General features: G+C 72.6%; 10 protein-coding genes and 1 pseudogene. 6 read left to right on the top strand and 5 right to left on the bottom strand.

Going from position 1 to position 13,902, the window contains the following annotated elements; genetic code table 11:
- Positions 1-199: 199 nt before the first annotated feature.
- Positions 200-883: a hypothetical protein gene (locus KBX37_RS30465; protein ID WP_210779313.1), complete on the bottom strand. Its 684-nt coding sequence runs from the start codon at positions 881-883 to the stop codon at positions 200-202.
- A gap of 69 nt (positions 884-952) precedes the next feature.
- Between KBX37_RS30465 and KBX37_RS30460 the strand changes: the two genes are divergently transcribed.
- From KBX37_RS30460 to KBX37_RS30450, 3 genes are all read left to right on the top strand, one after another.
- Positions 953-3,571, top strand: a complete 2,619-nt coding sequence (locus KBX37_RS30460; protein ID WP_210779312.1) for a valine--tRNA ligase — start codon at positions 953-955, stop codon at positions 3,569-3,571.
- 68 nt (positions 3,572-3,639) lie between these two features.
- On the top strand, positions 3,640-4,911 hold the full coding sequence (locus tag KBX37_RS30455) for a folylpolyglutamate synthase/dihydrofolate synthase family protein (protein ID WP_247659303.1): 1,272 nt from the start codon (positions 3,640-3,642) through the stop codon (positions 4,909-4,911).
- Positions 4,908-5,306 carry a DUF4233 domain-containing protein gene (locus tag KBX37_RS30450; protein WP_210779310.1) on the top strand — a complete coding sequence of 133 codons (399 nt, stop codon included), beginning with the start codon at positions 4,908-4,910 and terminating at the stop codon, positions 5,304-5,306. Before KBX37_RS30455 ends, KBX37_RS30450 begins: the two co-directional genes overlap by 4 nt.
- Positions 5,307-5,314: 8 nt before the next feature.
- On the opposite strand, the gene KBX37_RS30445 is transcribed toward KBX37_RS30450, so the two are convergent.
- Positions 5,315-6,589, bottom strand: coding sequence for a VOC family protein (locus KBX37_RS30445; protein WP_210779309.1), 1,275 nt, complete (start codon positions 6,587-6,589; stop codon positions 5,315-5,317).
- Positions 6,590-6,731: 142 nt separating this feature from the next.
- Here KBX37_RS30445 and ndk point away from each other — a divergent pair, with 142 nt between their 5' ends.
- A complete protein-coding gene (ndk, locus tag KBX37_RS30440) occupies positions 6,732-7,157 on the top strand; it encodes a nucleoside-diphosphate kinase (protein ID WP_154942442.1) in 426 nt (141 codons plus the stop codon).
- A 47-nt stretch (positions 7,158-7,204) separates the two neighbouring features.
- Here ndk and sigJ read toward each other — a convergent pair whose 3' ends face one another.
- A complete protein-coding gene (gene sigJ / locus KBX37_RS30435; RefSeq protein ID WP_307849274.1) occupies positions 7,205-8,086 on the bottom strand; it encodes an RNA polymerase sigma factor SigJ in 882 nt (293 codons plus the stop codon).
- The gene (locus KBX37_RS30430) at positions 8,083-8,523 is read right to left on the bottom strand and encodes a carboxymuconolactone decarboxylase family protein (protein ID WP_210779308.1); all 441 of its coding nucleotides are present in this window, start codon (positions 8,521-8,523) and stop codon (positions 8,083-8,085) included. The genes sigJ and KBX37_RS30430 overlap by 4 nt, the downstream gene beginning before the upstream one ends.
- A gap of 393 nt (positions 8,524-8,916) precedes the next feature.
- On the opposite strand from KBX37_RS30430, the gene ileS reads away from it, so the two are divergent.
- Both ileS and KBX37_RS30420 read left to right on the top strand, forming a co-directional pair.
- Positions 8,917-12,063: an isoleucine--tRNA ligase gene (gene ileS / locus KBX37_RS30425; protein WP_210779307.1), complete on the top strand. Its 3,147-nt coding sequence runs from the start codon at positions 8,917-8,919 to the stop codon at positions 12,061-12,063.
- Positions 12,064-12,234: 171 nt separating this feature from the next.
- Entirely contained in the window at positions 12,235-12,933 is a 699-nt protein-coding gene (locus tag KBX37_RS30420) for a 1-acyl-sn-glycerol-3-phosphate acyltransferase (protein ID WP_210779306.1), read from the top strand.
- 54 nt (positions 12,934-12,987) lie between these two features.
- Here KBX37_RS30420 and KBX37_RS35050 read toward each other — a convergent pair.
- Positions 12,988-13,902 (bottom strand): annotated as a pseudogene (locus KBX37_RS35050) (hypothetical protein); the annotation flags it as partial.

Raw genomic sequence — 13,902 nt, 5'->3', positions numbered from 1 at the left:
AAGCCCTCCAGCGCCGATGGTACTGCACTCGGGAGGGTGTGGGAGAGTAGGACACCGCCGGACAACCATTCAATCAGGGCCACCCCTTTCAAGGGGTGGCCCTGATTGGTATATCCACCCCCGGAAACTGTGCCGGGCGCGAGGCGTACACGAAGAAGGGCCGCGGCGTCGCTCGACGCCACGGCCCTTTCGCGACGGCTCAGCCGCGGGTCTGGACGCCCTCGCGGATCTGACGGAACAGGCCGGCGGCGTTGTCGACGGAGCGGATGGGGAACATCGCCATCGCGGCGCTGCCGTGGTCCGCCCAGCCGCAGATCGCGAAGTCACCGCCGTCCCCGCTGGTGGTGCCGCACTTCATCACCCCGCCCAGCTTGCCGGCGGGCACCTCGCGCAGCCCGGCCACCCGGCCGGTCTCGTCGGCCATCAGCCCGAAGAGGCTGTCCAGGTCGCGTTCCGGCTGCCACAGCAGCGTCGTGCCACCGAAGAGCAGCACCGCGCGGGTCTCGTCCGCCGGATCCCGGTAGACGGTGCCGAAGCTGGCGTCCAGGTCGATGTCCGCGGCGAACCCGCTGCGCAGGTAGTCCGCCGTGCTGCGGGCCCGCTCCGAGTCGTCCCGGGTCAGCCCGGCGACCTGGTCCGGGGCACTCAGCCGGGTGTCCTTCTGCTGCGCCACCCGCCAGCCGGCGGTGCCCAGGGCGGCGGCGCCGGCCAGGCCGACGGCGAGCGCCACGGCCAGGACGATCCGCCGACGGCGGGAGGCCGGCGCCCGGCGGATCGGGTCGCTCGCCGGGTCCCGGTGGCTCAGCTGGATCGGCTCGTCGGTCAGATCGACCGGGTCAGGCCCCTCGGCGAGCTGACGCTCGGTGAGATGTGCGTCGGACATGTCCGCCACCGTACGCGAATGACAGGTGGCGCACGTCGGGTCCGCGGAAGCGCTCCGTAGACTTTCAGGGTGACCGAGAGACTGGATGCCCGACGCCCCGACGCCCCGACCCTTGCCGGCCAGTACCAGCCCGCCGAGGTAGAGCAGCGACGGTACGAGCAGTGGGTAGCCGCCGGCCACTTCCGGGCGTCGGCGCAGAGCGACAAGCCGCCCTTCACCATCGTCATCCCGCCACCCAACGTCACCGGCTCCCTGCACATGGGCCACGCGTTCGAGCACACGTTGATGGACGCCCTGAACCGGCGCAAGCGGATGCAGGGGTACGAGGCGCTGTGGCTGCCCGGCATGGACCACGCCGGCATCGCCACCCAGAACCTGGTCGAGCGGCAGCTCGCCGGCGAGGGGCTGTCCCGGCACGACCTGGGCCGGGAGAAGTTCGTCGAGCGGGTCTGGCAGTGGAAGGCCGAGTCCGGCGGGGCCATCCTCGGCCAGATGCGCCGCCTCGGTGACGCGGTCGACTGGGACCGCGAGCGTTTCACCATGGACGAGGGTCTGTCCCGGGCCGTGCAGACCATGTTCAAGAAGCTCTTCGACGACGGCCTCATCTACCGGGCCAACCGGATCATCAACTGGTGCCCGCGCTGCCTGACCGCGCTCTCCGACATCGAGGTGGAGCACACCGACGACGAGGGCGAGCTCATCTCGATCCGGTACAGCGACGAGGTGGTGGTGGCCACCACCCGGGCCGAGACGATGCTCGGTGACACCGCGGTGGCCGTGCACCCCGACGACGCCCGGTACCAGCACCTCATCGGCACCGAGGTGGCCGTGCCGCTGACCGACCGGCGGATCCCGATCGTGGCCGACGAGCACGTCGACCCGAGCTTCGGCACCGGCATGGTGAAGGTGACCCCGGCGCACGACCCCAACGACTTCGAGATCGGCCAGCGCCACGACCTGCCCGCGCTGACGATCATGGACGAGCGTGGTGTCATCACCGCCCACGGCCCGTTCCAGGGCCTGGACCGGTACGAGGCCCGCCCGGCGATCGTGGCCGCGCTGCGCGAGCAGGGCCGGATCGTCGCCGAGAAGCGGCCGTACGTGCACGCGGTGGGGCACTGTTCCCGGTGCAAGACCACCGTCGAGCCCCGGCTGTCGTTGCAGTGGTTCGTCAACACCGCCCCGCTGGCCAAGGCCGCTGGGGACGCGGTGCGCGACGGCCGGGTGAAGATCGAGCCCGCCGAGCTGGCCAAGCGCTACTTCGCCTGGGTCGACAACATGCACGACTGGTGCATCTCGCGGCAGCTCTGGTGGGGCCACCGCATCCCGGTCTGGTACGGCCCGGCCGGCGAGATCGTCTGCGTCGGCCCGGACGAGCAGCCGCCCACCGGTGCGGGCTGGCACCAGGACGAGGACGTCCTGGACACCTGGTTCTCCAGCGGCCTGTGGCCCTTCTCCACCCTGGGCTGGCCGGAGCAGACCCCGGACCTGGCGAAGTTCTACCCGACCAGCGTCCTGGTGACCGGCTACGACATCCTCTTCTTCTGGGTCGCCCGGATGATGATGTTCGGCCTGTACGCGATGGACGGCCGGCAGCCGTTCGACGTCGTCGCCCTGCACGGCATGGTCCGCGACGAGCACGGCAAGAAGATGTCCAAGTCGTTCGGCAACGTCGTCGACCCGCTGGACTGGATCGACCGGTTCGGTGCCGACGCCACCCGGTTCACCCTGGCCCGGGGCGCCAACCCCGGCCAGGACGTGCCGGTGAGCGAGGAGTGGTGCCAGGGCTCGCGGAACTTCTGCAACAAGCTCTGGAACGCCACCCGGTTCGCGCTGATGAACGGCGCGCACACCGAGGGGGAACTGCCGCCCGCAGCCGAGCTGTCGACGGTCGACCGGTGGATCCTGTCCCGGCTGGCGCACGTCACCGCCGAGGTGGACGAGCAGTTCGAGACGTACGAGTTCGCCAAGGTCTGCGACCTGCTGTACCACTTCGCCTGGGACGACGTCTGCGACTGGTACGTCGAGCTGAGCAAGCCGGTGCTCGCCGCGGGCGGGCCGGCGGCCGAGGCCACCCGACGGGTCCTCGGGCACGTGCTGGACCAGCTGCTGCGGCTGCTGCACCCGGTCATCCCGTTCGTCACCGAGGAGCTGTGGATCGCGCTCACCGGCGGCGAGACGGTGATGACGGCCGCCTGGCCGGTGGCCGACCGTACCCGGGTCGACGACGCCGCGGAGGGCGAGGTCGGCACCGTTCAGCGGGTGGTGACCGAGATCCGGCGGTTCCGCTCCGACCAGGGGCTGCGCCCGACCCAGCGGGTCGCGGCCCGGCTCGACGGCCTGGCCGTGGCCGGGATCGCGGCGCACGAGCCGCTGATCCGCTCGCTGGTCCGGCTCGACGCGCCCGCCGGCGACTTCCAGGCCAGCGCCACCCTCGCCGTGCCCGGCGAGGTCAGCGTCGAGCTGGACACCCGCGGCTCGATCGACGTGGCGGCCGAGCGGGCCCGGTTGACCAAGGACCGCGCGGCGGCCGAGAAGGAGGTCGCGCAGGCCCGGGCGAAGCTCGACAACCCGGCCTTCGTCGGCAAGGCCCCCGAACCGGTGGTCGCCAAGATCCGTGACCGGCTGGCGGTGGCCGAGGCGGACCTGACCCGGATCGACGCCGCCCTGGAGGCGCTTTCCTCGTGACCGACCGCACCGATCCCACCGAGTTCACCGACGTCGACGCCGAGCTGGCCGGGCGGGGCTTCACCCGCATGGTCTTCGAGCTGGACCGCATCGAGTCCCTGCTCGACCTGCTCGGCAGCCCGCAGCGGGCGTACCCGTCGATCCACCTGACCGGGACCAACGGCAAGACCTCCACGGCCCGGATGATCGACTCCCTGTTGCGCGCCTTCGGCCTGCACACCGGCCGCTACACCAGCCCGCACCTGGAGACGGTGCGGGAGCGGATCGCCCTGGACGGGGAGCCGGTCAGCGAGGAACGCTTCGTCGCCACGTACCGCGAGGTGAAGCCGCTGGCCGAACTGGTCGACCAGCGCTCGTCCGAGCCGCTGACCTACTTCGAAATGACCACCGCGCTGGCCTTCTCCACCTTCGCCGACGCGCCCGTCGACGTCGCGGTGGTCGAGGTGGGGCTCGGCGGGGCCGAGGACGCCACCAACGTGCTCCAGGCCGGGGTGGCCGTGCTGACCCCGATCGGGCTGGACCACACCGAGTGGCTGGGCGACACCCTGGAGGACATCGCCCTGCACAAGGCCGGGATCATCCACCCCGGCGCGACGGTGATCTGCGCCGCGCAGGACGACGAGGCGGCCCGCCCGATCCTGGAGCGCTGCGTCGAGGTCGGCGCGACCGTCGCCCGGGAGGGCACCGAGTTCGGCGTGCTGCGCCGGGCCGTGGCCGTCGGCGGGCAGGTGCTCACCATCCAGGGCCTCGGCGGCGTGTACGAGGAGGTGTTCATCCCGCTGCACGGCGCGCACCAGGCGCAGAACGCGGCGGTGGCGCTCGCCGCCGTCGAGGCGTTCCTCGGGGCCGGGACAAAGCGGCAGCTCGACGTGGAGGCCGTCCGGGAGGGCTTCGCCACCACCAGCTCGCCCGGCCGGCTGGAGAAGGTGCGTAACGCCCCGACGATCCTGCTGGACGGGGCGCACAACCCGCACGGGATGACCGCCACGGTCACGGCGTTGCAGGAGGAGTTCGCGTTCAGCAAGCTGGTCGGCGTGCTCGCCGTGCTGGCCGACAAGGACGCGGGCAGCCTGCTGGAGCTGCTGGAGCCGGTCCTCGACTCGGTGGTGGTGACCAGCAACAGCTCGCCCCGGGCGATGCCGGCCGACGAGTTGGCCGCGCTGGCCCGCGAGGTGTTCGGGCCGGATCGGGTGGAGGTCGCCGACGAGATGCCGGACGCCATCGAGGCGGCCGTCGCCGAGGCCGAGTCCGACGTGCCCGGTGAGCTGGCCGGGGTCGGGGTGCTGGTCACCGGCTCGGTGGTGACCGTGGCCGACGCCCGACGGCTGCTCAAGCGATGAGCGCGCCCGATGAGGACCGCCGCGACCCGGCCGCCGACCCGGCCGCGCCGGGGGAGCGGCGCTCCGGGCTGCGCAACCCCGACAAGGCGGTGCGTGGCCTGGGCGCCGGGACGCTGGCCCTGGAGGCGCTGGTGCTGTTGCTCGCCATCCAGCCCATCCGGGTGGTCGGCGGCGACCTGAGCGGGGCGGCCATCGCGGCGATCGTGGCGCTGGCCGTCGTCTGCGTGGTGCTGGCCGGCCGGATGGGACGGCCCTGGGCCTGGCAGGCCGGCACGGTGGTGCAGGGCCTGCTGCTGCTCTCCGGGCTGCTGCACTGGTCGCTGCTGGCGCTGGGGATCATCTTCGGGCTGGTCTGGGCGTACGCCCTGCACGTCCGCCGGGTCATCCTCGGCTGAGCCGGACGTCAGGCGTCGGCGCGCTCCCGCCACTGGGTGAGCGCGATGCCGTGCCCGTCCGGGTCGCGGAAGGCGGCCGCCCAGACCTCCAGCTTGGTGCCCCGGTTGACCACCCGGGGCGCGTAGGTGAACTTCACCCCGGAGTCCTTCAGCCGTCGGTAGGCCGCGTCGATGTCGTCCACCTCCAGGTTGACGTGCACCAGCCGGCGGCTGATCGGGGCGGCGCCGGTGACCTCGCGCAGCACCAGGCGGGTGGCGCCGGAGGCGAGCACCGCGTTGCCGGAGCCCCGGTCGATCTCGCCGAAGCCCAGCGACCGGTAGAAGTCCAGTGACCGGGACAGGTCGGTGACCAGCAGGGTCAGCCCGACCCCGCTGATCGGGGCGCCCTGGTCGACCGGGTCCGCCGCCGGGTCGTACCCGAAGATCGCCTCGTCCAGATCCTCGGGGTCGAGCTGGTCCTGCGGCTCCGGGTCGTCCAGCGGCACGTCCACCGGGTCGACCACCGGGGCGTCGAAGCGCTCGTCCGCCGGCGGGCGGGGGGACGGGGTGGTGGCCGGCCGGCGCGGCAGCCCGCCGGCCGGCGGGGGCTCGACCAGGGTGCCCTCGAGCACGACCGGACCGCCGGGGCGCTGGTGCACCACCACCGGTTCACGCTCGTCGGGCAGCACCACCGGCTCGGGACGCAGCGGGTCGGCCGGGGGCGGGTCGCGGAACTCGTCGCGCAGGTCGTCGTGGAAGTCGTCGTCGGGCGTACGGCCGGCCCACGGCGGGGCCTCCTGGACGATGAGCACCTCGTCGACCGGCTCGGCGTCGGCGTACTCGGGCGGCAGGTCGGCGGCGGCGGCGGCGTTCTCCGCGTGGGTGGGGACCTCGTCCCAGAGCACCCGGACGTGCCGCTGGTCGTCCAGGGCCACCCGGATCGGCAGCGTCTGCCCCAGCGAGGGCCACTTGGACACCGGCACCCGCGGCTCGATGATCTTCTTGGAGCGGGGCGGCAGGCCCGGCGCGTCGATCACCAGTTGCAGCTCGCAGCGGCCGAAGGCGTACTGGGTGGGTGGCTCGGAGGCGCTGTGCACGTGCCCGACGCCAATCACCCAGGTGCGCCCGCCGCCGCGGACGGTGGCCAGGGCGATCGCCAGCACCAGCAGGGCCACGCCGAGGGCCACGATCGACCAACTGGTCATGCCCAGCCCGAACAGGACCACGAACGTCGCCACGGTGCCGAGGACCGCGGCGATGAGCTTGCGTACCGGCGCGATGGTGCGGTTCCCGCCATTCGCCACAGTGGACCTCCCAGGGGTCAGGACCAGGCTAGGCGGGATGGGCGGCCGCTGGAAAGAGCAGCCGCCGCGCCGACGCCGGGACCGGGTCGCTAGGCTGACCGTACCCAGCCCGGCCGTCTTCCGCGCACAGGAGGAACCCAGCGTGTCCAGCAGCAGCCCGGATGAGCGCACGCTCGTACTGATCAAGCCTGACGCGGTCCGCCGCGGCCTGGTCGGCGAGATCATCTCCCGCTTCGAGCGCAAGGGCCTGCGGATCGACGCCATGGTGACGCGGACGATGGACGCCGCGCTGGCCGACCAGCACTACGCCGAGCACGTCGACAAGGCGTTCTACCCGCCGCTGAAGGACTTCATGACCAGCGGTCCGCTGGTCGCCCTGATCCTCTCCGGCGACCAGGTGATCGACGTGGTGCGCGGCCTGGTCGGCGCCACCGACGGCCGTCGGGCCGTCGCCGGCACCATCCGCGGCGACCTCTCCCTGTCCAACCGGGAGAACCTGGTGCACGCCTCGGACTCCACCGACAGCGCCAAGCGCGAGATCGGTCTCTGGTTCCCCGAGCTGGGCTGAACGCCGCCGGCTCCGAACCCGGACCGGGGTCGGGGCCGTCCGCTGTCTCAGGCGGGGAGCCGGGACAGCTTCGTCGGGTTGCCAACCAGGTAGAACCCGGTGATCCGCCCGTCGGCCGTGGCCACGGTCAGCGTGTAGCGGGCCCCGTCGGACCAGCGGATCAGCAGCGCCGGCTGGCCGTTCAGCTCGGCGGGCGTCGCCGTCACGGCGCGCGGCCGGGCGTAGATGCCGGCGAAGAACCGGGCGATGCGGTCCGCGCCGTGCAGCGGGTTGCGCGCCGCCCGAGCCGCGCCGCCGCCGTCGGTCCAGGCCACCGCGTCGGTCGCCACCAGCTCAGTGAGCCGGGGCAGGTCGCCGTCGCGGGCGGCGGCCAGGAACGCCTCCAGCAGCCGCCGCTGCTCGGCCCGGTCGGCGTTGAACCGCCGACGGCCCTCGGCCAGCCGGGCGACCGCCCGATGGTGCAACTGCCGGCAGTCGGCCGCCGACCGGTCCAGGATGTCGCCGATCTCGGCGTACGGCAGGGCGAACGCGGTGTGCAGCACGTAGACCGCGCGCTCCGGCGGGGTGAGCCGTTCCAGCAGGTGCAGCAGCGCCATCGACACGGAGTCCCGCAGCTCGGCGCTGTCCAGCGGGCCGAACGGGGACGGCTCGGTCGGCACCGGCTCGGGCAGCCACGGCCCGACGTACGTCTCCCGGGCGGCCTGGCGGGCGCGCAGCCGGTCCAGGGCCAGCCGGGTCACCACCCGGGACAGGTACCGGCGCGGCTCGGCCACCGACTCCCGGTCCACGTCGAGCCAGCGCAGGTACGCCTCCTGGAGCACGTCCTCCGCGTCGTGCAGGCTGCCCAGCAGCCGGTACGCCAGCCCGAGCAGCATCGGCCGGTGCGCGGTGAGCGCACCGGCCGCCTGCGCCGCTCCGCTGGTGGTCACACCTCGAGCGGCGGCTGGGTCTGGCTGGTCACGCTGATCCGGTTCCACACGTTGATTGTCGCAATCGCGATGATCAGATCGGCCAGCTCCTTCTCCGACCACACCTTGGCGGCGGCGTCCCACACCTCGTCCGGCACGCCGTGCTGGCCGAGCTGGGTGACCGCGTCGGTCAGCGCCAGCGCGGTCCGCTCCCGCTCGTCGAAGAACGGCGCCTCCCGCCAGGCGGCAACGGCGAAGAGCCGGCGGCTGTCCTCGCCCGCGGCGAGCGCGTCCCGGCTGTGCATGTCCACGCAGAACGAGCAGCCGTTGAGCATCGACGCCCGCAGCTTCACCAGTTCCAGCACGGTGTGGTCGACGTTCGCCTGGACGTACTTCTCCATCGCGAACACCGCCCGGTACGCCTCCGGCGCCACCTTTGCCATGTCGATCCGACTCATCTCGGCCTCCCTCAGCAGGTACGAATTCACCCGTACGACGGAACCCGGCGGCGGCGACGTGACGGGCCTGCGCTGTGACGGTGGTCATGTCGCCGCGGGCCGGGACGGTGGGATTACTCGGGGGCGATCTTCGACGCCGATCGAGTAGGCTTGGCGACCGTAAGGCGATGACCCGGCCATCACCGGCGAGCCTCCGGAAGAACAGCCGGGTGACCGGCCCAGTAGAACCGGACGGGTCCGGCCCGTCACAGCCGGCCAACGAGCGGGCGGTCGCACCTCGACCGCCAAGCGGGGTGGTACCGCGGGCCGCTCGGGCACGCCGTCGAGGCGTACCCGGAAGGCTCGTCCTCGCAGACCACAGATGAGTGAGCTGCGCGAGGAGAGCGACCCCCGATGGCCTATCCGATGCACGACCCGACCGCCGCCGGTGTCCCGGCGAGCCCGGACCTGCCCGCGGTCGAGCGCCGGGTCCTGGAGCACTGGACGGCCGACAAGACCTTCGAGGCCAGCGTCGAGGCCCGTCCGGCCGGCACCGACGGCAAGAACGAGTACGTCTTCTACGACGGCCCGCCGTTCGCCAACGGCCTGCCGCACTACGGCCACCTGTTCACCGGATACGTCAAGGACGTGGTGCCGCGCTACCAGACCATGCGCGGCCGGCACGTCGAGCGGCGCTTCGGCTGGGACTGCCACGGCCTGCCCGCCGAGGTGGTGGCCGAGAAGCAGCTCGGCATCACCAGCAAGGCGGAGATCATCGACCTCGGCGTGGCCCGGTTCAACGAGGCCTGCCGCACCTCCGTGCTGGAGTTCACCCAGGACTGGGAGCGGTACGTCACCCGGCAGGCCCGCTGGGTCGACTTCGCCAACGACTACAAGACCCTCGACCTGGACTACATGGAAAGCGTCATGTGGGCCTTCAAGACCCTGCACGACAAGGGTCTGGTCTACGAGGGTTTCCGGGTGCTGGCGTACTGCTGGCGCTGCGAGACGCCGCTGTCGAACACCGAGACCCGGATGGACGACGTCTACCGGGACCGGCACGACCCGACCCTCTCGGTCTGGTTCGGGCTGACCCCGGACGAGTCCGCCCCCGAGCTGGTGCGTGGGCCGGTCCGGCTCGGCGTCTGGACCACCACGCCGTGGACCCTGCCGTCCAACCTGGCGCTCGCCGTCGGCCCGGACATCGAGTACGCGGTGCTGGAGCGCGACGGGGACCGCTACGTCGTGGGTGCCGCGCGGCTGGCCGCGTACGCCAAGGAGCTGGAGGGTTACGAGCAGGTCGGCACGGTGTACGGCCGGGACCTGGTCGGGCGCCGGTACGTCCCGCTCTACGACTTCCTGGTCGAGCAGGCCGGGGAGAACGCGTACCAGGTGCTCGGGGCGGACTTCGTCACCACCGAGGACGGCACCGGGATCGTCCACCTGGCCCCGGCCTTCGGCGAGGACGACCAGAACGTCTGCAACGCCGCCGGCATCCCGACCGTCGTCACCGTGGACGACCACACCCGGTTCACCGCGCTGGTGCCGCCGTACCAGGGCGAGCAGGTGTTCGACGTCAACAAGCCGGTGATCCGCGAGCTCAAGGAGCGGGGGGTGGTGCTCAAGCAGGACACCTACACCCACTCGTACCCGCACTGCTGGCGCTGCGACACCCCGCTGGTCTACAAGGCGGTGTCGTCGTGGTTCGTCGCGGTGACCAAGTTCAAGGACCGGATGGTCGAGCTCAACCAGCAGATCAACTGGACGCCGGGGCACATCAAGGACGGCTCGTTCGGCAAGTGGCTGGCCAACGCCCGCGACTGGTCGATCAGCCGGAACCGGTTCTGGGGCTCGCCGATCCCGGCGTGGAAGTCCGACGACCCGAACTACCCGCGGCTGGACGTGTACGGCTCGCTGACCGACATCGAGCGGGACTTCGGCGTACGCCTGACCGACCTGCACCGGCCGGCGGTGGACGAGCTGGTCCGCCCGAACCCGGACGACCCGACCGGGAAATCCATGATGCGCCGGGTGCCGGAGGTGCTGGACTGCTGGTTCGAGTCCGGCTCGATGCCGTTCGCCCAGGTGCACTACCCGTTCGAGAACGCGGACTGGTTCGAGCACCACTACCCGGGCGACTTCATCGTCGAGTACATCGGGCAGACCCGCGGCTGGTTCTACACGATGCACGTGCTCGCCACCGCGCTGTTCGACCGGCCGGCGTTCCGCAACTGCCTCAGCCACGGCATCCTGCTCGGCTCGGACGGGCGCAAGATGTCCAAGAGCCTGCGCAACTACCCGGACGTCTACCACGTCTTCGACGCGTACGGCTCGGACGCGATGCGCTGGATGCTGATGTCCTCGCCGGTGCTGCGCGGCGGTGACATGGCGGTCACCGAGGCGGGCATCCGGGACGCCGTCCGGCAGGTGCTGCTGCCGCTGTGGAACGTCTGGTACTTCTTCTCGCTCTACGCCAACGCCGACGGGTACACCGCGAAGCGGCGGGTGAACTCCACCCACCTGCTCGACCGGTACGTGCTGGCGAAGACGAACGAGCTGGTCGAGACGGTCGGCGCGCAGATGGAGGCGTATGACATCTCCGGCGCCTGCGCCACCGTCCGGTCCTACCTGGACGCGCTGACCAACTGGTACGTGCGGCGCTCCCGGGACCGGTTCTGGTCAGGCGACGCCGAGGCGTTCGACACCCTGTGGACGGTGCTGGAGACGCTCTGCCGGGTGGTGGCTCCGCTGGCGCCGCTGACCGCCGAGGAGATCTGGCGTGGCCTCACCGGCGAGCGGTCGGTGCACCTGACCGACTGGCCGTCGGCGCAGGAGTTCCCGGCCGACCACGAGCTGGTGTCCGCGATGGACAACGTGCGCGCGGTCGCCTCGGCGGCGCTGTCGCTGCGCAAGGCCAAGGGCCTGCGGGTGCGGCTGCCGCTGTCGAAGCTGACCGTGGCCTCCCCGGTCGCGGAGAAGCTGCGGCCCTTCGCCGACCTGGTCGCCGACGAGGTCAACGTGAAGGAGGTCGTCTTCTCCGACGAGGTGTCCGCGTACTGCCAGCAGGTGCTGACCGTGGTGCCGCGGGCGCTCGGCCCCCGGGTCGGCAAGGCGGTGCAGCAGGTGATCAAGGCGGTCAAGGCGGGGGAGTGGGAGCTGGTCGACGGCGCCCCGGTCGCCGCCGGCGTCACCCTGGCCGAGGGCGAGTACGAGCTGCGGCTGGTCGCCGCCGACGCCGAGCACTCCGCGCCGCTGCCCGGCGGCGAGGGCGTGGTCGTGCTGGACACCGAGGTCACCCCGGAGCTGGCCGCCGAGGGCCTGGCCCGGGACGTGGTCCGGGTCGTGCAGCAGGCCCGCCGGGACGCCGACCTGGACGTCTCGGACCGGATCGTGGTGTCGGTGTCGGCCTCCGACGAGGTACGCGCGGCGGTGTCGGCGTACACCGACTTCGTGGCCCGGGAGGTGCTGGCCGACACGGTCGACTTCGCCGAGGGCGTCGACGGCTTCGCCGGCGAGGTCGGCGAGGGCGAGCGCGTGACGGTGGCCGTCCGCCGGGTATGAGGTAGTGCGGCGGTGGCGGTCCGGCGGTGTTCCGCCGGGCCGCCGCCACCGGCTCCGCCCGCGCCCCGACAGGCCCGCTCACCAGCCGGCCGGCCCGCCACCCGCGCGGCGCTCCGTGTACCCGTCCGCTACCGTGACACCGCCTGTTCACGTACGACCGCCGGAGGACCAGTGCCCCTGCTCTACACCATCGGCAAGCTCACCGTGGCGCCCGCGCTCCGGTTGGCCTTCCGTCCGACCGTGGAGGGGTTGGAGCACATCCCGGAAACCGGTGGTGCGATCTTCGCGGGCAACCACCTCTCGGTCGCCGACGAGCTCTTCCTCGGCACCGTGGTCCCGCGGCACCTGGCCTTCTGGGCCAAGTCGGAGTACTTCAAGGGCACCGGGCCAAAGGGCGCCTTCTCCAAGTTCGTGCTCACCGGCCTGGGCGCCATCCCGGTCGAGCGGGCCGGCGGCCGCGCGGCGCTGTCCGCGTTCGACGCCGCCATCCCCGCGTTGCAGGGTGGCGACCTGGTCGCGGTCTATCCGGAGGGAACGCGCTCGCCCGACGGGCGGCTCTACCGGGGGCGTACCGGCGCGGCCCGGCTGGCGGTGGCGGCCGGCGTGCCGATCATCCCGGTCGGCATGATCGGCACGGACAAGGCCCAGCCGATCGGCGCCCGGGTGCCCCGGCCCGGCCGCGCGAAGATCACCGTCCGGTTCGGCAAGCCGCTGGACTTCACCGGCCGGTCCGACGACCGGACCTCGCTGCGGGCGATGACCGACGAGCTGATGGCCGAGATCCAGAAGCTCACCGGCCAGGAGTACGTGCCGCGCTACGCCCCGCCGCGCGCCCACCCGCCGCTGGCCGGGGAGCCCGGCGCCGTCTGACGCCCAGGCGCCTGCGCGGGCGCTGCCCGGCCGGCGACAACTCCCCGGCGAACCTCAGGGCTGCGTTGGCGCCGGCGTGACGATCTGTTCCCGCAGGGTGTCCAGCAGGCGGGCGCTGTCGTCGACGGAGAGCCGGGTGAAGACGGCGGTGGTGATGCTGCCGTAGTCGACGGAGGTGCAGACCACCACGTCGGCGCCGTCCGACCGGCCAGTGGCGCACCGCTCGTACCGGCCGCGCACCCCGGTCTCGACCGTCTGGGGGGCGGCGAGCCGGTAGGTCTCGGTGAGCCGGGTCATCTCGTCGTCCGCGTCGGACTCCGGGTTGAACCGGAAGCCGGTGCCGCCGAACACGGTGACCCGCTTGCCGTCGCCGGTGCCGTAGACCCCGGCGAAGACGTCCTCGGAGAGCAGGTTCGCCGCGCGTACCTCGGCCTTGAGCCGCTTGGCGGTGGCCTGGCTGCCGGCGTCCTGCCGCAGCGTCAGGTCGGCCACCTGGCCGGGCAGCGCGGCGTCGGCCGGGTACTGCTCCCACATCGGCTTGCCGAACCAGGCCGGGCAACCGCAGCAGCAGACCAGGCTCAGCAGCAGCACCCAGGGCCAGCGCCGACGACGCCGGACCGGCACCGGGACGTACCCGCGGGGGGCCTCCCACCCCGGTGGCGGGGTGACCGCCTTCGGCCGGCGACCCCGGCGCTGCTTCGCTGGCGGGGCCGGCGCGGGCGGCGGGGCAGGTGGCGGTCCCGGCCGGGGCGGGGCGGCCGGCGGCGGCGACACCGGGTGCGCGGCGTGGGGCGGGTACGGGCGGGCCGGCGGCGGCGCGGCCTCGTAGGGCCGGGTGACCGGCGGCGCTGCCTCGTAGGGCCGGGTGACCGGGGGCGCGGGGTAGGGCAGGGTCGGCGGGAGCGCGGGGAGGTGGTGGTGCTCCAGCTCCCAGGAGCCGGTGTCCGCGCCGGCCCACGGGTCCACCGG

This window comes from Micromonospora sp. U56 (assembly GCF_018070095.1).
GTDB lineage: Bacteria > Actinomycetota > Actinomycetes > Mycobacteriales > Micromonosporaceae > Micromonospora > Micromonospora purpureochromogenes.
The sequence above is the reverse complement of the archived record's forward strand: the minus strand, read 5'-3'. Positions and strand labels throughout refer to the sequence as shown.

Coding starts and splice junctions, on each gene's coding strand:
- KBX37_RS30465 (WP_210779313.1), bottom strand. CDS start 883: ATGTCCGACGCACATCTCACCGAGCGTCAGCTCGCCGAGGGGCCTGAC.
- KBX37_RS30455 (WP_247659303.1), top strand. CDS start 3,640: ATGGTCTTCGAGCTGGACCGCATCGAGTCCCTGCTCGACCTGCTCGGC.
- KBX37_RS30450 (WP_210779310.1), top strand. CDS start 4,908: ATGAGCGCGCCCGATGAGGACCGCCGCGACCCGGCCGCCGACCCGGCC.
- KBX37_RS30430 (WP_210779308.1), bottom strand. CDS start 8,523: ATGAGTCGGATCGACATGGCAAAGGTGGCGCCGGAGGCGTACCGGGCG.
- ileS (WP_210779307.1), top strand. CDS start 8,917: ATGGCCTATCCGATGCACGACCCGACCGCCGCCGGTGTCCCGGCGAGC.